This window comes from uncultured Anaerococcus sp., assembly GCF_947253225.1.
In the GTDB taxonomy this organism is placed as follows: domain Bacteria; phylum Bacillota; class Clostridia; order Tissierellales; family Peptoniphilaceae; genus Anaerococcus.
Genome location: NZ_CAMXYR010000030.1, coordinates 1 through 19404 on the forward strand (window position 1 = coordinate 1; position 19404 = coordinate 19404).

A 19404-nucleotide genomic window follows, 5' to 3' on the forward strand; every position below is an offset into this window, starting at 1 on the left:
ATAACTGAGTTTATTACCATATCACTATCATTTTATCATAAATACGATATTTTTTTCATACTGCAATTTTAAGCCCTATTTTACACTTAGCTATAGTCTGATACCTATTTTATCATTAACGCTCTAAAAACACCTTTCCACCGTCTTATACGAGGTCTACAAGTGTTCCCCCTTGTCATAATCTTCAAAGGTATATACTTTTGATTTATGGCTTTCTTTTAATTTACCTTTATCTTGCTCATACCAATGAACTAAGGTCGCATAATGATCTTTATAGTTTCTTCCCGTGCTTTGCATATAGGTTGACAGCTTCTCTATCATTTCTTCCCTATGACCTTGCATTTTATCCTTTAACTTCCCATATTCTTCATCGGTTAAGGAAACATTTTTATATTCTCCATAAAGGGAGGGGGATATTTTTTCTATCTCCCCCTCTTTCTCTAACTCTATATCTATCTCTTTATCTATCTCTATATCTCCGTTGCAGTTTTGTTGCAAAAGGTTGCAAGGTGTTGCACTGGTGTTGCATTGCAACGCTTTTTGTCCTCTCGATTTTCTTGAACGCCTTGTAGAAGCTGTTTCTGAACCTATAAGACTTGGGATTTCTGTTAAAAAATACTCGTCATTTTCTGTGATTATCTCCATCAATCCTTGTGCTACAAGATAATTTACTGTAACCATTACATCATCTTCCGTTTCATCAATCGTTAATGCAAGCTCCTTGATAAAGTCTGTTTCTACTCCGTCATAATACAGCTTCCCACTATCTTTTAAGCTAAGTAAAAGCAATTTGAGGTAAATGATTGTATAGGTATCTCCTCCTGATATTTTTCTTAGCCTTTTGATTCTCTTATCTGTAAAAAAATCTTCTTTCAATTTTAACCAATAGTATCTTCTGTTGTCTGCCATTTTTATCTTTCCTCCCCTTTATTTTTATAATTTTCTTTAGCCTTTTCCTTGGCTTTTTGTTTGTACTGCCTCTTTATTTCCTCTTGCTCTTGGAATTTTTTCAGTTGTGCAATTACGCTTGGTTTATCTCCTCTCTTAATTGCCTTGTCTATCTCTATGGATAAATCTATTCCATACTCATCATTGACAATCTTTACTGCATATTTGATATGGTCTATCTGCTTAAATTCATCTTGTACTTTAGCTTTATCTTCGCTTAAGTCTTGTATCTCTTTTTCAAGGCTTGATATTTCTTTTTGCCAATCACTTAATTTTATGGCTGATGTCCCGGTAAATTTTTCTATAATCTTTCTTGCTCTTTGGTACTTATCTATTTCCTTTTTATGAGAATTGTAAAAGCTGTCTTTGAATATGGTTTTGCTTTTGTATTCCTGATAGACTTCTTTATTTTCTTTGATAGAGTCTATGCAACTTACACATTGATTTAGGTCTTTTATTCTTTGTGTTTTATCTTGAATATCACCACTTATTTTTTTACTTTGCTTTGCCAGTTCAAAGACTTTTTCTTGTAGGTCTGCTATGGTTTGAAGATGATTATCTTTCAAATAGTAGATTGCTTTTACAAATCTCTTTAGGTCTGCATTTCCCTTTTTTATCTGTCCATAGTAGGATAGATTTTTTGTTTTTTCTCCCTGTATTTCGTTGTAGATAGAAATATACTCATAGAGGTTAAAGAGTTCTGCTTTGTTCTCCAGTTCATCTTTTTTGGTCTGTTTATACTCATCGTATTTTGCTTGCAGATTTCCAAGTAAAGAGTCTATCCAAAAAGTGATTTCTTTTATCTTGTTCTTAATGGCTTTTACTAAGGAGTTATGCTTTTTAATTTCTCTATTGATATTTCCCTTATCCGTTTCAATGCCTTTTCTTTCTAAGGCACTTGCACTTGCTCCCATATGAATGGTTGGAATTTCTTCTATCCCTTGTCTTTTGTAGGAACGATGATCCACTCTCTTTTCCTGATGATTTTTTTCTAAATACTGATTACAAAGACTTGCAAAATTCTCTCTCCATTTCTCTGCGTTTCCTTTATTGTTCCAGTCTGTCAGCTCTACTTTTCTTGTTTTGTAGTTACCGCTTTTTAATTTTATCTTTTCTCCGTTTTCATCAAGAACATATTCTTTTTTGCTTTTTGCCTGCCACTCTCCTTTTTCATTGATTGGTCTAAGAGTAGTCATAATATGGGCATGGATATTATTATTTTCTTCATCACTTTCATCATGGATTGCAAGGTCTGCTATCATTCCTTTTGATACAAAATGTTCTTGTATGAAGTCGGTAATGAGTTTCTTGTTTTCTTCAAAGGATAATTCTTTTGGTAGAGCAATGATAAAATTTCTTGCAAGCTGTGCATTGCTTGCTTTCTCATTTAGTTCAACGCTGTTCCATAATGTAGTTCTATCTTTTAATGCTATGGGAACATTCTCCGGCAAGAAGATTTCTGAATGTAAAAGTCCCTTTTTATTATGGTAATCGTGAACTTCTCCGTCCCATTCATTTTTGATTTTCTCACAAGAGATATATGCTGCACTTGCAACTGCCGATTTACTTTTTCCTCTGCTTATCATAGAAATATTAAAGTGAAATGTTTCTGCCACTTTTAAGCTCCTTTCATTTTTTGTTTGTTTTCAGGTAAAGGAAAAAGCAGACAGGTTATTTTTTGTATCTTTTCCTATCTACTTTATCCGTATGTTTTTATTAAGTTTTGGATTTTTAAAGACTTGCTAAAATCCCTTAGTTTTTCTAAGGGCGCAATTATACACCCTAAAGGGTGCTTTGCGTTCTGCGAAGCTTTTTGCCCTTGCAGGGAGCTTCTGAAAAAACTAAGGTCTTTTATTTTATCTACTCTATGTCTGTTTCATCTTCCATATCTTTCCCATTTATCATTTCTTCATAGGCTTGTCTGTATTCTTCTGTGTGAGTAGAGATATTTAACAGTTTTTCTATCTCCTCATTGGTAAATATTAGAGGATTTTTAATGACCCTTTCTACTATCAATCCCCTTTGTATGAGCCTGTGATTTCTTCTTTTTCGTTCCTTTTCATTTGCCAGTTTTTCTAATTTTTTGCCTTGATTTTGTAATTGTTTCAGCTTTACATCGCACTTTTCTCTTTCTTCCTGAAGTTCAGAAATTTGTTCCTGTACTTCCTGTAATGTTTTTTCTTTCTTCATTTTTAATTCCTCCGTTTTGGTATCTGCTTGTTTCCATAAAGAAAGGTTAAGCACCTTTTTTGACACTTAACCTTTCCAAGTTTTTAGATTTTATCTTCTAAAATCTTTCTCAGTTTTTCTAAAATCCTATCCCTCCTCCCACTGATTGCTTGATGTGTAACTTTCTCTCTTCTGCTGATTGACCTTAGACTTTCTTCTTTGTAGAAGATGGCTTCCATTAGTTCTCGTTCTTCTTTTGTAAGAGTATTTAATGCTTTATGAAGTTCTTCAATTCGCATTTTTACTTCTACAATTTTTTCTAAGTCTATCTTTTCATCTATGATGTTATCTACAAAGTGTCCATCATGATCCAGTGCCGAAAATGGTATTACATTATGCTTCCAATCTTTTCTTTGGAGATACTTTTCATGCTCTGTTATCTTCCAATAGGCTTTGTAGACTTCTTCACTTACAGGTACGGCTTTGCCTTTTACATAAAGGTAATATTCTTTCTTTGCCACTTAGTCATCCTCCTTTTTAAGTTCTCTGTTTTGGTTTTGAGAATAAAAAAGGAGGACTTCTACACTTTGGCGTAAAAAGTCCTCTCGGCTTAAAAACTAATGTTTTATATAATTTTCTATTTGGTCGTTTCTGGTAAAGTATTATTGCTATGTGTAAGCAATTCCAAGAATAAAAAAGGATAATTATATCGTTCTGTGAAAACCGAAACTATAAGTTTTGACATAATTATCCCTCCATTATTTTCCCTCCTAAGTAAATTTATTATTAAATCACTCCTGCTTTTTCAAAATGCTTTTTGAGTATCTTTGTTGCAACGAATGCTCCTATGCAAGCAAGAACAAATGTTATCAAGGCAAAGCCTACTGCCCATGAAACTTTGAAATAAGATAATGCTTCATTTATTTGTGCTTCACTCATTTTCCATTTTGATGCTCTTTCCACAAAAGAAGCTGTTCCGAATAAAATCACAGGAATTACTGTCCCTAAAAAATCCGCTAATGCAAATATCCCATATCCAATAATCATTCGTCCCTTGCTCTCATAATTTCCTATAATCAAATCACATATAATTCCACCGATTACAGCAAAGACTGCATGAGGCAAATGTCCTCCTGACAATGCAATTAAACCAAGAAGCGTTCCTGATATTGTAAATACGCCCTTCTTTTTAACTTTCAAAGCCATAAGGATATAAACGGTAGCAGCTACCATAAAGCTAACTCCTGAAGCAATAAATCCTCCAATCACTGTTGTTGCCATAGCAAATGCAACCGCCATGTATATGACAATTCCAATTGCATTAAAGATTCCGATTGTAATAAAATCACGACCATTTAATTTGTTTTTCATAAAAGTCCTCCTAATAAATTTTCTGTATTACTATCACAAGAGCAATCATCAAAGCTCCTAATAGTCCAATCAACAAATCCGTTGTTCTAAACCTCAATTTTGTTAATGTAACCCTGTTCTCATCACTATCAAGTCCTCTAATGAGTGCTGAAGCTGACAGTTCATCTGAAATCTTAATCATTCTCATTAAAAGCGGAACAAGCGTATATTCAATATATTTAATTGGATGTAGCAAGGGAAAAAATCTACTTGTTACGATTCCTCGAATCTTCATATTCTCTTTTAATGCCTTGAGTTCTATTTTTATAGTTGGTACAAACCTAAGCAAAACACTAAAAGGTATACCAATGCTTCTTGGTACTTTCATTCTATTTAATGCTTCAAGCATTTCACTTACACTTGTAGTCTTTGTTATATATCCACCAAACATAGCAATTAAGGTCATCCTTGATGCAAAGTAAATAAACATATATATTGCAAATACGATACTTGCTTCACAAAACTTTCCAAGCCATAACTCTATGCAGTATAAAATCACAAAAAACAAAATAAAGCGTAATGCTCTTTTCCACATACTGCTGTATACATACAGAAAAAAGGCAAAGAGAATCAGTCCGAAAAGTAGAATTGTATCGCTTATAAAAAAGCTCGTAAATCCAACAATTGGAAGTAGAGTAAGTTTTATTCTCGGATCGACTGTTTTTCTATCCATCAAGTTATCTACCTCCTCTCATCTTGTCCAATATGAGAATTTTATTACTTTCACTCATATTCAAAACACTTTCTATTTTTCCATCTCCCATTACCCAGAGCTTACTCACTGTGTTCGCTAAAAACTCAAAATCATGACTTATCACCAAAACTGTTGTTCCATTTTTTAATTGTTCTTCAATTAATTTTGCCACTGAAAGCATTGAGTCTTTATCACAACCTGATGTTGGTTCATCATAGATAAAAACTTTTGCCTGTTTCATCATTCCACAAGCTATTGTGAGTCTTTGTTTTTCTCCTCTTGATAAAGCAAACGGATGCTTATCAATGTATTTATCTAAGCCAAGTACATTCAAAATAGACTTTGCCTTTTGAGTATTTTCTTTTTTATCTTTACTTGAAATACCAAGCAGCATTTCATCAAGTACACTTTCCGAAAACAACTGATAGTCTGAATCTTGAAAGACAAAATATGACATATCCATTAAATCTTTATGATTAAGCGAATTATCTTTCCCCGTCCATATCTTCCCCTCTTTTATCTTCTCAAGTCCTGAAATCACTCTTGCAAAGGTAGTTTTTCCGGTACCATTTAAGCCGATAAGACCAATGGCTATTCCGCACTCCATATTGAAATCAAGATGATTTAAGATGTATTGATTTTGCTTATTTCCAACCTTAGTTGCACTTGGGTAACAAAATTTCAAGCCTTTCCCACTGATACTTTCATCATTTAATTGATATAAATCTTTCTTCTCACTTATCCTGTATTCTTTTAATTCAAGAGTTCTTAGTCCATTATCATCCCAAAACTTCCCTTCAAGATGGATAACTTCTTCCCGACTCAAGTCCTGTGCAATCTCTCCATCTTTAACCAAAAGAAAACGGTCAAATAAAGATTTTACATAGTACAAACGATGTTCAATTAGAACAACAGTTGTTCCCTTTTTCTTTAATTTTTCCAAAATTAAAAATAGGTCAAATGTTGCTTTCATATCCAAATTTGCTGAAGGCTCATCTAAAATTAAAACTTTCGGATTCATTGCATAGATGCTTGCAATAGCTATCTTTTGTTTCTGCCCGCTTGATAATTCAAAAACAGATTTTCCTTTCAGTTCCTCAATATCCAGCTCTGCATATACTTCTTCTACTCTCTGTTTGATTTCATATCTTGATTTGCAGATAGTTTGAAGCCCAAAAGCTATTTCTTCATCTGTCGTTGTCGTGAAAAATTGACTTCTTGGATCTTGAAATACAGTACCTACAATACGCCCTATTTCATGAAGCGATAATTTGCTTATATCTTTTCCGGACGCAAAGGCTTCCCCTTTCATTTTGCCTTTGTAATAATGTGGAATAAGACCATTCATCACACTTCCAAGAGTACTTTTACCACTTCCACTTTTCCCTGAAATTAAAACAAATTCACCTTTTCTAATTTCAAGATTGACATTTTTTAAAGCAGTTCGTCCATCTTCCCATTCATAATAAACATTTTTTAGCAAAATCATGGTTATACCTCATACTGAGCTTTCCATAATTTTGTGTAGTAACCATTTTTTGCAAGAAGTTCACCATGCTTTCCTTTTTCAAGTAAATTTCCTTTTTGAAATACGAGAATTTGGTCAGCTTTTTGAATTGTTTTTAAATGATGAGCCACTACAAGTACAGTTCTATTCTTTGCAAGTTCTGTAATAGCATCCTGTATCAAAGATTCATTTACAGGATCAACATTACTTGTCATTTCATCAAGAATTAAAATCGGTGCATCTTTTAGAAAAGCTCTTGCAATAGATATTCTTTGTCTTTGTCCACCTGATAAAATTCCTCCATTTTCGCCAATATCAGTTTCATAACCTTTTGGTAAACTCATAATGAAATCATGTATTCTTGCTTTCTTTGCAGCTTCAATGATTTCCTCTTTTGTAGCTCCTTTTTTACCTACTCTGATATTTTCTTCAATCGTGTTATCAAACAATTGAACATTCTGCATGACAATGCTAATACGGTCTAAAAGCTCATCATAAGGAATATCCCTTATATCAATTCCTCCGAGTGTAATTTTTCCTTTATGCACATCATAAAATCTTAGAAGTAAGTTGGTTATAGTGGTCTTTCCACTACCTGATTCTCCAACTAAGGCTGTCATTGTTTTTTCAGCAATAGAAAAGCTCAATTTTTCCATTTTAAATTCATCTTTTTCATAGGAAAATCCAATGTTATCAAAAGCTATATCATTATCTTTCGGAACAATTCCATTCACTTTATCCGGGATTACATCTGCATATAAAATTCTTGAAAGTCTTTCGTAACTATCTACCGCCGAAACATAGTTCATATAGTGTTGTTCCATAGAAGCGAACGGCTTATAAAACTCTTTTGAAATTACCGCAAAGATAATAAAATTAAGCACATCGAGATTTCCCTTTATAACAAGTATTGCTCCTGCAATTAAAAGAACTAAATATCCAATATCCAGTAAAAAACCAAATATAGATAACTGTTTTGCCTTGAATCTTGAAGCTGCTTTACTTGTTTCTCCGAACTTTTTCGTTTTGTTCATAAGCTCATTATCTAAGCTCTTATTGTTTGAAAAACTCTTTAGTACAGGTATTCCTCTAACATATTCAACAAATAAGCTAACCATATCAAGAAGTGCTGAGTTGTTCTGATTTTCTATTTTTTCAGATTGCTTAATTGTCAGATATAGAAAGATAAGTGCAATCGGAACAGATACAGCCATAATAATAGCAAGTTTGAAATCAATACTTGCAAGACCAACAAATACGACTGCACCTATCAAAAAATCACCAAACATTCTTGACCACATGTGTCCTACAACAAGGGACATATTATCAACATCTTTGTGTAAAATTGTATTGATCTCGCCCAGTCTTTCGTTGGTATAAAATCCTAAGCTGAATTTTTTTAATTTGATAATCATGCGTTCTCTGATTTGCTGAACAATATCAAAACCTGCACTATGCTTTTTCATATCTGCAACCATATTACAAATACCTTTGAACACTACAAGTAATCCAATCGCAATAAAATATTTATATAGACTTGCTAAGCTCGTTCCATCGAATATTTGGAACAGTATAGAAAATACGATCACAATCATAGCTATGGAGCTTAGTCCATAAAGGGCAAAGAATACACTCGATATAATCAAATCTCTCTTGCCAGTTTTTGTAAGTAGTTTTAACATTTCTCTAAACATTTTCTGTTACCACCTCTTTCAAATTCCATCTATCTACCTTGTTCTGTGCTTCAACCATATCCTTATAAAAATCACATCTTTTCATCAGCTCTTCATGGCTTCCTGCATCAAGAACAACACCCTTATCCATAACAATAATTTGGTCTGAATCTCTAATCGTATTTAGATGATGAGCAATTGTAATGATGGTTTTATCCTTGCTTAAATCGTCAATTGCTTCGCCGATAAGTCTTTCATTTTCACTATCAACAGCCGCCATTGCTTCATCTAATATTAAAATCGGTGCATTTTTCAGTATCATTCTTGCTATAGAGATTCTTTGTTTTTCTCCACCGGATAACTTAACTCCCATTTCACCTACTCGTGTTTCATATCCATTTGGCAATGCTGAAATAAAATCATGGCATCTTGCTTTTTTAGCAGCTTCTATGACTTCTTCTTTTGTTGCATTTAGTTTTCCAATTGCTATATTTTCAAAAATACTTAAGTCAAAAAGGATAACTTCTTGTTGCACACTACCAATCAGCATTGAGATATTTTCTTGACTATATTCTTTTATATCTTTTCCATTTATCAGTATTTGTCCTTCATCTGCATCCCAAAATCCCATAAGCAAATTAGATACCGTACTCTTTCCACAACCGCTTGCTCCTACAAAGGCGTTCAAACTATTTTTCTTAAAATTCAAATTGATATTTTTAAGCTCAAAGCTATCTTTTCCGTATGCAAAATTCACATCTTTAAATTCTATGTTTCCAAATTCTAAACCTTGTTCTGTCTTTTTGTTTGGAAGTGGAACTGTTAATACTTTCCCTATCGCCTTTAACGCTTCCTTAAACACAATAGAAAAATGTTGCAATGTAGCTGTCTTACTTATAGAAGCAGTAAAAGCAGACGATAAAATAATGGCAAGGATAAAATTAGGCGTTGTAATATTTCCATGATAAAGAAATATGCTTCCCAAAATCATGACAATAACCACTCCAATTTCCATAAATATGTCAATGAGTCCCATTGGAATTGTAACCATCCCCATGCTCTTTTTAACCCAGTAAATATATTCTCTTGCCGTTTTTAATGTTCTTTCACTAATTTCCTCTTCTTTAGCAAAAGCCTTAATCACAGAAATATTTTTTACATATTCCATTAGCTCTTCTCTCATTCTGTTTTCATGATTGAAGTAAATCGCAAAGTTTTTATCCATTGTTTTCTGTGAAAGAACTTTTACCAAATACATGAGTGGAACTCCGGCAATCATCCCAAGAGCAAGACGCCAATCCACAAAAATCATAGCTACAAAAATAATGGTAGGCAGAAGTGTAACTGCCATTATTTCAGGAAGACCATGGGCAAGGTATACTTCCACTTGCTCTACATCATGTTGAACAATGTTGGTAAGCTCTCCTGTATTATGTTCTTTAAAGAATCCCAAACTTAGTTTTTTCAGATGACCGATAATATCTAACCTAAGTTCTGTTAATTTTTCGTATGCTTTCTCATGGGCAACCTTTGTTGCAAAATAATAAAACACTCCTTTTAATACAAACGATATAAAGATTCCCAAGAATATATACTTTAAATTACCTTCGTTAATATTGTTTGTGATTAAAGAACTAATCAAATATACAAGTAAGATTTGTGGTATCAAATCAAATACTATTTTTAAAGCAAGAAGTGAATTGGATAAACTATTTTTCCCAATCACTTTTTTCCTTAATTCTTTTTCCGGCATGAACAACTCTCCTTTCAAAATTGAATAATATTGAATTTTAATTCAGTATTAAGGTTTAAAGTAAGACTTTGCTGATTACGCAAAGTCTATTTTATCCGATCACTATATTTTTTTAAATTACTGTATCAGCAAATCAAAAATTATAGCACAATCTTTTTCCATTTTCTAATCTTAGTTCTAAACGTTCCAAAAGGGGCAACCGTATTAACATGAATAAACTTATAAACTTCCCATGTCGCTGTTTTAGTAGCTTCATCAGCCCATTTTCTCATATGCGGTTGAAATAATTCTTCTTCACTTAGTGTATCAATCATTGTATAGATAGATATAATATTTTCTTTCAATCGTTTCTTTAATTCTTCTATCGATAAATGAGCATAAGTATCGGTAAACCACTGATATAATTCTCCAAGTTGATTCCATTTAAACATATCCGACGGTGTCTTTACTTCAAAACCGTTTTTCTCATCTTTTTCCCATTTCAAAACTAATGTTGTCCATCCGAGTTGATAAGCAAGATTTTCTGCTGGTGTTCTGTCAACTTCAGGGACTCTCTTATCTTTGAGAGATTCAGGAATAATATCAAATTCAGAAATATACTTTTCAAAACTTTTATTTATCTCAGATTTCAGTTCTTCTTTATCTTTATATATCTTCAAAATATCTCCTCCAAAAATTTAAATTTATCGCATTTAAATATCAAATCAACTTACAATGATTCCACTCCCTTGTAATAACACTTTGCAATAAGTTTTAGCATATCTTTTGCCCACTTTTCACTTTGATAATGCCTTGCTATTTCAAGAAGTCCCTCTGTAAAGTTACTGGCTAAAATATGGGCAAGCATTGGATCATATTCCTGTTTCGATTGTCTTTTTAAACTTACTTCAATATGAACCTGCATTTGCGATATGAGTTTTTGTTTTGCTTCTGTATGCTTTGTACCTGAGCTTTTATCCATTAAAATAATTAACTTCTTACGATCTTTTAAAAGTTCATGAATATAATTTTCTCCAACTTCATCAAACCTTTCAGAAGCAGAACCTTTTTCCAAAGATTCTTCCTCATTAAAAGCTGACTCGAAGTTTATATAAACAGAACTTACTACTGCATCAAACAAAACTGCCTTATTTTTGAAATAGGTATAAATTAGTGCCACAGGAATATCTGCTTCTTTTGCAATTTCTGTTAATTTGGCACCTCTATAATCCTTTTTATAAAATACTTTTTCTGCTGCTTCGAGTATTCTATTTCTAACTTCTTCTTTTAATACTTGTGCCATAGCACACCTCTTTCTATTCCAATACTGAATCTACATTTAATAATAAATTAAAATTCAATATTTGTCAAGATAGATTTAAATATTTGTTTTTATATACTCACTCACCGGTATCCCCACTCTTTTCAAAACCTTTATTTTCTCCTGTTTCTTCTGTTCTCTTCTTGCCTTATATTTATCTTCATACTCTTTCTGTTTTCCACTCGCTTTACGCTTTAGGTAATTTTGATGTAGCTTGTCTTTTCTTTCTTCGATTTTTCTTTCTTCTTCCTCAAGTTTTTGTTTTTTTTCTTCGCTTAACTCCGCCTGTGGTAGTTCGTAATTACCTATGAAATTAAAGTAAATTTCTATCTTTTGCTTTGATGTCTGACTTCCTTTTCTATCTCTTTCATGTACGATAATCTTTTCTACAAACTCATTTATCATTGTAGTTGTAAGTTCATCAAAGTTTTCATAACGACTGATAAGAGATATAAATTTTCTTGCTCTGTCTGTTTCTTTTTCATATCTTGATACCTGCTGCTCTAAATCTTTGATCTCTTTGCTTAAAGTTATCTGCTCTGTTTCATATTGATTGTTTAGTATCTCATATCTGCTATTTGGTATTTTGTTAAGGATCATATCTTCGTAAATTCTGCACATAAGTCGTTCGAGTTCCCTAAGTCTGTTTTGGCTTTCCGTTAATCTTACCTTTTTCTTTTCTATCTCTATTTTTTCTTTTTCTTCCATTTCATTTTGAATGGAACAGATAAAGGCTTCATTATCTTCATCAAGGTATTTTTTAATATCTTTTAGTGTGTCTTGTATTAAATTTAAGACTACTTCCGCTTTTATTCTGTGTGCTGATGGACAAAGCATGCCACAAGGTGTTTTAGTATAGGCACTGCAAGTGTAATAGGGTATATTTTTGTAATTGCTTGTTCTATGAACATACATTTTACTTCCACAATCTGCACAATACATCAGTCCTGTGAGTGGGTGATATTCTCCCCAACCATCAGGATACCTTTTTACATTTCCTCTTATCCTTTGCACATTATCAAAGGTTTCTTGGTCTATGATTGCTTCGTGAGTATTTTCAAAGATGAGCCATTTATCTTCGGATACATATTTACTTTTCTTATCCTTGAAATGCTTTCTTGTTTTAAAGTTAACTGTATGCCCTAAGTATTCTTTTTTCTTTAAGATACTTGCGATTGTGGAACTACACCAACGATAAGGATATTCAAAGTTCTTGCTTTGATGTAATCCATATCCCATTTTTTGCTGATGATAAGCGGGTATATCTATCTTATCTGCTTCCAGTATCTTCGCTATTTTGTATGGTCCTGCTCCGTCCATTGTAAGATTAAATATTCGTCTTACTATCTCGGCTGCCTTTTCATCTACAATCCACTTATCTTTGTCTTTTTCATCTTTGATGTAGCCATAAGGTGGAGTGCTTGCCGTATGCTTTCCGCTTTCTCCTTTTGATCTAAATGTAGATTGTATTTTTCTTGAAGTATCTCTTGCATACCATTCATTCATAATATTTCTAAAAGGGGTAAAATCATCTTCTCTGTAAAAGCTGTCTACATTGTCATTTATAGCAATCAGTCTTACGCCCTTTTGTCTTAATATCTCCATACATTGACCGACTTTAAGATAATCTCTGCCGAGTCTACTCATATCCTTTACGATGATACAACCGATATTTCCAGTATTTACTCCATTCATCATTTCCATGAAGCCTGGTCTATCAAACTGTGTCCCGCTTATTCCGTCATCTGTAAAATGGATGATATTAGTTAAATTATTCTTACTTGCATATTCTTCAAGGATTTTCTTTTGATTAACGATTGAGTTACTTTCTCCTTCAAGTTCATCATCTCGACTTAATCTCTCATAGAGTGCTGTTATCTTTTCAAAATTCCTCACTTTTTCCTCCTTCCTCTTAATTTCTTAAATAAAAAAGAATTAAGAAGTACATGTTTCACTAAAACAGTGATTAAGTGTTCTCCTTAATTCTATTACTCCTGCTGCCAGCTTATATTTCTTGTATTGCTTAACTGCAAAATGACTTGGATCTTTCTTTTCAAGAGCTTCAAAGAGCCTATCAATTGGGTTCATATAGGTTTCGTCATCTTCTCTAACCTCACTTGCGTCAATCATATCCAAAAGTGTCTTAAAGTTCTTTTCTTCTTCTGGTGCTTCATAATATATATAACCGATGAGGGCAGTGTAATACAGCTTTTCAGCCTTTACCCAAAAATCTTCTCCAGCCTTTTCTCCATCTCCCTTAGTATTAGCAATAATCGTTTGGACAAGCTTTAAAATATCTTTTTCACTTCTCAAATATGCAAAGGGATTGTATTTCATTGATTTTTTAAAGTTTATTGTGTTTAAAATCTTTATGTCATATCCATTTTCATAAAGCATTTTTCCACACTCTAACACAAGTGTGCCTTTAGGGTCTGTTACTACATAGGAAGAGTGCATTTGCATTAGATTTGGCTTTACATAAAATCTTGTCTTACCTGATCCAGAACCACCAATCACTAACACATTTTTATTTCTAGCGTATTTAGGGTTTTTAGGTCTTGAATTCATTGTTAGTCTTTCAGTATTAGTTATTAGTACATTGTTTTCAAACTTAGGGTCAATGTATGGAGCAATATCCTTGCTTTCTCCCCATCTTGCAGATCCATATTCCTTACCTTGCCTGTATTTCTTTTTATTTTTACCTTTAATATAAACAATTAGCTTAACAAGAGCAGCAACTGAAACACCTACTAACAAGTCCCTTGGATTAAGGCTTGGTATATAAGATAAAGTTCCTATATCAGAAATTCCCACCATTAATCTATCAATAATATCTCCTCCTACATAAGAATTTATGTGCTTAGAAAAGATATTTCCAATGTAGCAAAATGATAAATAGGGAATGTTTGATAATATAAATTTCTTTGGGTTGTCTATTTTAATTAAGTTTTTAATATCAGAAAGAATGGCTTCTAATACCTTATTCATCGTAGAAACCTTCGCTATCTAATAAAATTAGTAGGTAGTGTCTTCCCTTTGGTGTTATAAAAGTTTGTATGCCTACAAGTATACCTAGTGGATCAACCCATTCTTTTACTTCAAAGTATCCCTTGTTCTTATCTGCATAAGGTAAGAGTTTCTTTTTCTTATCTCTGTAAATTAATCCCTTATCCATTAGAAAACTTATAAACTGATTTTGTGGTATTCCTAACTCTTTGGCAGTATTTCTAAAGTTTGTAAGTAGGTTATAATCTACTAATTTGTCATAATAGTCTGCCTTTGGTCTTAATTCTTCAATTTCTTCCTCTCTCTCGGCAATAATTCTATTGACTACTAAAATTGCATCTGCAAGTAGATCTTCATTAGTTTTCTTTTCTTGCCCTGAAATATATCCTCCATTTTTTCTAATACTTGGTAAGACTTCTCTCGTTACCCAAGCTTTGAATATTTTTGCTTGGGGTAGTTTTGATGAAAGGATAAGTGAATACAGTCCTGATTCATTAATTATTGAAATATTCTGTATTCCTCCAGGGGTGTTCCATTTCGTTACACCCTTATCTTCCTCGTCTACATGGTCATAAATAGCTTTTCTTGGATTGACATATCCTAGCATAGTTGCTACTTCATTAGCTATAAAGAAAAACTCACCGTCTTTTTCTATAACAGTGAGTTTCCCAAAATTCTTATTTTCAAATGTTTTTAAATTACTTATCATAAGCTTTGCTCCTTATGTTTATTTTTAACTTTATCTTTACTAATGGTGTCCTTAGCCATATCTTTAAACTTATTTATAGTATTCGTTATTGAATCTTTTCTATCGGCCTTTCTTTCAGAAGCCTTAACTGCTTTTTTAAAGGCGTGTTCCATTACCTTTATATCCTTAGATTGAAAAAACACAGAGTGGTTACCAGTTTCCTTATCTTTCATAACAGAAAACTTCACTCCGTGTTTATTTAAAATTTTCTTTAGTTCTTTTAACTCAGGATCTTTTAGATTAATTTCTTCTAACTGTCCCTTTTTAACCATATCTTTTAGTTTTACTTCTTCTCCGTTATTTTTTATTACATTTTTCAAGCCTCCTTGTTCTTCTATTTGCTTGTGTACTTTCTTTAAGGCATCGAGAATTGCTTTACTTGTTGCTTTTGCAAGCCTTACTTCAAGATTAAGACTCGACCTTGATACTTCTTCATTAATCATCTATTCCACCTCCATATAAAAGTAACTCTTTGTATTTTCTTAACTTCTCCTGATGGATTTTTCTTCTAAAATCTTCTCCTGTAACTTTAACTGGTATTGTCATTTCAAGTATTCTTGAATATATCCTCTGATACTCAAGTTCAATATTAGGATTTTGAATAATTTCCAATGATAAGTTTGTAGTAAAAATTGTCGGCCTACCTTTTAAGTATCTTGAGTTTATAATGTTATATACTTGTTCTCTTGCATAAGATGTATCCCTTTCAATTCCAAGATCATCTAAAATTAACAACGGAATGTTTGATAGGTTATCTATAATTTCATTTGAATCTAGCTTAAATGCTGATTTTTGTATTTGATTTATAACCTGAGATAAATTCATAATCTTAACTTTAACTTGTTCTCTTTCGATTAATTCATTTGCAATTGAACAAGCAAGATAAGTCTTTCCGCTGCCAACATCTCCATAAAATAAAAGTCCTACATTGTCTTCCTTCATTTGCTCAAAACTTTTGGCATAATTATAGGCAACCTTATAGGCTTGACCTTTTTCATTTAAGAATCTCTCAAAAGTATATTGGTGTTGGTTTAGCGATGAAAAACAATCTCTTTTTAGCCATGATATTCTCGTTAATATTTCTCTTTCTGCATTTTCCTTATCTCTTTTTATTTCACATTCACATTTAATTCTTGGAATAAACTTTGTAAATCCAAGGTCAAGTAATTCTCCATCGACTCTTTTACCACAGACATTGCAATAAATATGTCCATTTCTTTCAATATCATTTTCTCTTAATACAAAATTTTTTAAGTTCTTCATAAACTCTCTCCTATATCGTAATTCATTTTCCTTGTTGTATTATCATTAATGTTTTTTGCCTGATCATTAAGATACCAATTGATTATCGTTGCCTTGTGGTCTTGATATTCTCTGTTATTTGCTTTCATATATGACGACAACCTATCAATGTATTCATTAATTCTACTTCCTAACTCATTTGTTAAGTCCTTGTATTCTTCATCAGTCAAAAATATGTTTTTATATATTCCATAAGGCTTTTGCCCTTTACTAAAATCATTATTTCTTAACTCATTATTACTAATATTGTTATAGTTACCTTCCGATTTTCGGAAATCTTGAAGTCTGTTATTCGGAGTTCTTGAATTCCGATTATCGGAAGTCTGGACTTCTGATTTTCGGAAATCTGGATTTCTATTATTTGAATCAGAGAAAACACTCATAAAATCTTTAACATATATCCTATTTGGTTTTCCAAGTCCTTGTCTTTTCTTTTCTATCAATCCAATTCCTGATTTTATATCAAGCTCATTTATAATCTTTAAGGCTTTATCATTAGCACAGTTAAATTGCTCTTTAATAGCATCCATTGTGTAGTAAATAAAGACTTTTCCATCTTCATCTATCCAGCCATTTTTATATGAAAGACCCATTCGATTAAGCATATATGAATACAAAACTTTAGCTTCAATAGAAATGCTCTCAAAAATCTCATCTTCCATTAATACCATAGGTAACCTAATGAAGTTATACATTTCAGATTGCCTATTATAAAAATAATCAAAATTCATTCCTACCTCCTCTCTTTAAAATAAAAAAAGACGACAGAATTATTGCTTTCTATCGTCTACGGTTGTCTTATATTTATTTTTCTTCAAATTGATTTTATTGTATAGTTTAATAATTCTAATAATCCAATAACATATATACCTAATTTAGGTAATCCAAATGGACTAAATAAAAATGCTAATATTAGTGCTTCAATTACAATTTGCTTGTCTCCTTGAAAAATGCTAGCTATTCCAATTATAAAAATCAAAGTAGAAACTACGCTTAACAACGCAGTACTCAAACTTAATATGAAGGTTAAAAAAGCTATGAGCAAACTCAACACTAATCTTATCGGTAATAAAATTATTCTAATTATCCATCTCATACATACTCCTAAAAATTAAACTGGGATTCATAACAAACCCCAGTTTCATAATTAGCGTGTCCTTTAATATAATTTTGATCCTGCTGGAATATTATCATCCAGCATTATTAAGTTAAGTTTTTCTTCACCGTCATACTCACAAATTGCAGATATAATCATACCTTCTGAGTCGATTCCCATCATCTTACGAGGAGGAAGATTACAAATCGCAAGCAGTGTCTTTCCAATTAAGCTCTCTGCGGTGTAATATTCCTTAATACCAGATAAAATAACTCTTTCCTTTTCAGAACCATCATCTAATGTAAATTTCAAAAGTTTTTTTGACTTAGGAACTTCTTCGCAGTTCTTAACTTTTACAACTCTAAAATCAGATTTTGAGAATGTATCAAAATCAACCATATCTTCAAATAGTGGTTCAACTTTTACTTTTGAAAAGTCGATTTTTTCTGTCGTAAGTTTGTCGTAAGTTTCGTAAGTTTCTTTTGACAAACCCCCATTTTCTGCCTTTTCTAAGCCTATTGGCTTCATTGTTGGGAACAACATAATATCTCTGATTGATTCGTTGTTAGTCAACATCATTATAAGTCTGTCAACACCAATTCCCAATCCGCCTGTTGGTGGAAGTCCTACTTCCAATGCGTTCAAGAAATCATAATCCATCATTTGAGCTTCGTCGTCACCATTTTCTCTAGCTTCAACTTGTTTCAAGAATCTTTCTTTTTGATCGATTGGATTGTTCAATTCACTAAATGCGTTTGCGATTTCTTTTGTGCATACAAATGCTTCAAATCTGTGAGTGTATCTTTCGTCGTCTGGATTTCTCTTAGCTAATGGACTTACTTCCACTGGATGACCCAACACAAATGTTGGTTGAACCAATTTTTCTTCGCAGAAATGTTCGAAGCATTCGTTGATTACTTCTCCACGCGACATGTTGTCTTTTATGTCAACATTATTTGCTTTAGCAACTTCACGAGCTTGTTCATCAGTTTCAATTTCATCAAAATTTATATCTGCGTATTCTTTTATCGCATCAACCATTGTGATTCTTTTCCATGGTGGTGTAAAGTCAATTTCAGTTTCACCGAATTGAGATTTCATAGAACCATTAACTTTTTCACACACGAATGCAACTAATTGTTCCGTTATATCCATCATATCGTTGTAGTCAGCGTATGCTTGGTACAATTCTATTGCCGTATATTCTGGATTATGTGTGTGGTCCATTCCTTCGTTTCTGAACATTCTACCCATTTCATAAACTTTGTCAAATCCACCTACGATTAATCTCTTTAGGTATAATTCATTTGCAATACGCAAATACATATCTATATCCAAAGTGTTATGGTGAGTGATAAATGGTCTCGCATTTGCTCCACCAGCAATTGTATTTAAGATTGGAGTATCAACTTCCAAGAATCCTCTTGTATCCAAGAATTCTCTGATTGCCGAAATAATTCTAGATCTCTTAACAAAAGTATCTTTGATTTCTGGATTCATAATCAAATCCACGTATCTTTGTCTATATCTCAAATCCGGATCTTTTAATCCATGCCATTTTTCAGGTAATATTTGTAATGATTTAGACAATAAAACTACTGATTTTGTTCTGATAGATATTTCGCCGCTGTGTGTCTTGAATATGCTTCCTTCAACACCAACAATGTCTCCAATATCCATATTTTTAACTTTTGCGTAGTTTTCTTCGCCTAACTCATTTACTTTATTAAATAATTGTATTCTACCAAGAGAATCTTGCAAGTCCATGAAATTAACTTTACCATGGCCTCTTTTACTC

Annotated in this window: 18 protein-coding genes and 1 pseudogene; all 19 read right to left on the reverse strand. The window is 32.4% G+C overall.

Annotated elements, in window-relative coordinates; all coding sequences use genetic code 11:
• Positions 1-156 precede the first annotated feature (156 nt).
• Positions 157-909, reverse strand: coding sequence for a phage replisome organizer N-terminal domain-containing protein (locus Q0W95_RS04850; RefSeq protein WP_002843606.1), 753 nt, complete (start codon positions 907-909; stop codon positions 157-159).
• A gap of 2 nt (positions 910-911) precedes the next feature.
• The gene (gene mobQ / locus Q0W95_RS04855) at positions 912-2564 is read right to left on the reverse strand and encodes a MobQ family relaxase (RefSeq protein ID WP_004838400.1); all 1653 of its coding nucleotides are present in this window, start codon (positions 2562-2564) and stop codon (positions 912-914) included.
• A 244-nt stretch (positions 2565-2808) separates the two neighbouring features.
• Positions 2809-3138, reverse strand: a complete 330-nt coding sequence (locus tag Q0W95_RS04860; RefSeq protein ID WP_009346081.1) for a DUF3847 domain-containing protein — start codon at positions 3136-3138, stop codon at positions 2809-2811.
• An 83-nt stretch (positions 3139-3221) separates the two neighbouring features.
• On the reverse strand, positions 3222-3638 hold the full coding sequence (locus Q0W95_RS04865) for a sigma-70 family RNA polymerase sigma factor (RefSeq protein ID WP_001074477.1): 417 nt from the start codon (positions 3636-3638) through the stop codon (positions 3222-3224).
• A gap of 265 nt (positions 3639-3903) precedes the next feature.
• Positions 3904-4488, reverse strand: a complete 585-nt coding sequence (locus Q0W95_RS04870) for an MptD family putative ECF transporter S component (RefSeq protein WP_000791747.1) — start codon at positions 4486-4488, stop codon at positions 3904-3906.
• Between the two features lie 10 nt (positions 4489-4498).
• Positions 4499-5203 (reverse strand): energy-coupling factor transporter transmembrane component T, encoded by a 705-nt coding sequence (locus Q0W95_RS04875; RefSeq protein ID WP_025194627.1) that lies wholly within the window; start codon positions 5201-5203, stop codon positions 4499-4501.
• A 1-nt stretch (position 5204) separates the two neighbouring features.
• Positions 5205-6710: an ABC transporter ATP-binding protein gene (locus Q0W95_RS04880; RefSeq protein ID WP_002842626.1), complete on the reverse strand. Its 1506-nt coding sequence runs from the start codon at positions 6708-6710 to the stop codon at positions 5205-5207.
• A 2-nt stretch (positions 6711-6712) separates the two neighbouring features.
• Entirely contained in the window at positions 6713-8422 is a 1710-nt protein-coding gene (locus Q0W95_RS04885) for an ABC transporter ATP-binding protein (RefSeq protein WP_004838399.1), read from the reverse strand.
• Entirely contained in the window at positions 8415-10154 is a 1740-nt protein-coding gene (locus Q0W95_RS04890; protein ID WP_002842637.1) for an ABC transporter ATP-binding protein, read from the reverse strand. The genes Q0W95_RS04885 and Q0W95_RS04890 overlap by 8 nt, the downstream gene beginning before the upstream one ends.
• Positions 10155-10294: 140 nt before the next feature.
• Positions 10295-10813, reverse strand: coding sequence for a ClbS/DfsB family four-helix bundle protein (locus Q0W95_RS04895; protein WP_000708365.1), 519 nt, complete (start codon positions 10811-10813; stop codon positions 10295-10297).
• A 50-nt stretch (positions 10814-10863) separates the two neighbouring features.
• Entirely contained in the window at positions 10864-11436 is a 573-nt protein-coding gene (locus tag Q0W95_RS04900) for a TetR/AcrR family transcriptional regulator (protein ID WP_000079884.1), read from the reverse strand.
• Between the two features lie 75 nt (positions 11437-11511).
• Entirely contained in the window at positions 11512-13350 is a 1839-nt protein-coding gene (locus tag Q0W95_RS04905; RefSeq protein ID WP_297790466.1) for a recombinase family protein, read from the reverse strand.
• A 45-nt stretch (positions 13351-13395) separates the two neighbouring features.
• Positions 13396-14442 (reverse strand): annotated as a pseudogene (locus Q0W95_RS04910) (type IV secretory system conjugative DNA transfer family protein); the annotation flags it as partial.
• Positions 14435-15169 (reverse strand): BRO family protein, encoded by a 735-nt coding sequence (locus tag Q0W95_RS04915; protein WP_297790470.1) that lies wholly within the window; start codon positions 15167-15169, stop codon positions 14435-14437. The pseudogene Q0W95_RS04910 and the gene Q0W95_RS04915, both read right to left, overlap by 8 nt.
• Positions 15166-15651: a PcfB family protein gene (locus Q0W95_RS04920; RefSeq protein ID WP_004812300.1), complete on the reverse strand. Its 486-nt coding sequence runs from the start codon at positions 15649-15651 to the stop codon at positions 15166-15168. Before Q0W95_RS04920 ends, Q0W95_RS04915 begins: the two co-directional genes overlap by 4 nt.
• Positions 15644-16471, reverse strand: coding sequence for an ATP-binding protein (locus Q0W95_RS04925; protein WP_297790475.1), 828 nt, complete (start codon positions 16469-16471; stop codon positions 15644-15646). The genes Q0W95_RS04920 and Q0W95_RS04925 overlap by 8 nt, the downstream gene beginning before the upstream one ends.
• Entirely contained in the window at positions 16468-17241 is a 774-nt protein-coding gene (locus Q0W95_RS04930; protein WP_297790477.1) for a replication initiator protein A, read from the reverse strand. Before Q0W95_RS04930 ends, Q0W95_RS04925 begins: the two co-directional genes overlap by 4 nt.
• Positions 17242-17324: 83 nt before the next feature.
• On the reverse strand, positions 17325-17606 hold the full coding sequence (locus Q0W95_RS04935) for a CD1845 family protein (RefSeq protein ID WP_001267200.1): 282 nt from the start codon (positions 17604-17606) through the stop codon (positions 17325-17327).
• A gap of 63 nt (positions 17607-17669) precedes the next feature.
• On the reverse strand, positions 17670-19404 hold a 1735-nt coding region (gene lysS, locus Q0W95_RS04940), incomplete at its 5' end, for a lysine--tRNA ligase (RefSeq protein ID WP_297790483.1).

Bases quoted from the DNA above. Each gene is read 5' to 3' on its own strand.
- Q0W95_RS04860 (WP_009346081.1), bottom strand. From the start codon at position 3,138: ATGAAGAAAGAAAAAACATTACAGGAAGTACAGGAACAAATTTCTGAA.
- Q0W95_RS04885 (WP_004838399.1), bottom strand. From the start codon at position 8,422: ATGTTTAGAGAAATGTTAAAACTACTTACAAAAACTGGCAAGAGAGAT.
- Q0W95_RS04925 (WP_297790475.1), bottom strand. From the start codon at position 16,471: ATGAAGAACTTAAAAAATTTTGTATTAAGAGAAAATGATATTGAAAGA.
- Q0W95_RS04920 (WP_004812300.1), bottom strand. From the start codon at position 15,651: ATGATTAATGAAGAAGTATCAAGGTCGAGTCTTAATCTTGAAGTAAGG.
- Q0W95_RS04915 (WP_297790470.1), bottom strand. From the start codon at position 15,169: ATGATAAGTAATTTAAAAACATTTGAAAATAAGAATTTTGGGAAACTC.
- Q0W95_RS04930 (WP_297790477.1), bottom strand. From the start codon at position 17,241: ATGAATTTTGATTATTTTTATAATAGGCAATCTGAAATGTATAACTTC.
- Q0W95_RS04900 (WP_000079884.1), bottom strand. From the start codon at position 11,436: ATGGCACAAGTATTAAAAGAAGAAGTTAGAAATAGAATACTCGAAGCA.
- Q0W95_RS04880 (WP_002842626.1), bottom strand. From the start codon at position 6,710: ATGATTTTGCTAAAAAATGTTTATTATGAATGGGAAGATGGACGAACT.
- Q0W95_RS04890 (WP_002842637.1), bottom strand. From the start codon at position 10,154: ATGCCGGAAAAAGAATTAAGGAAAAAAGTGATTGGGAAAAATAGTTTA.
- Q0W95_RS04850 (WP_002843606.1), bottom strand. From the start codon at position 909: ATGGCAGACAACAGAAGATACTATTGGTTAAAATTGAAAGAAGATTTT.
- Q0W95_RS04935 (WP_001267200.1), bottom strand. From the start codon at position 17,606: ATGAGATGGATAATTAGAATAATTTTATTACCGATAAGATTAGTGTTG.
- Q0W95_RS04870 (WP_000791747.1), bottom strand. From the start codon at position 4,488: ATGAAAAACAAATTAAATGGTCGTGATTTTATTACAATCGGAATCTTT.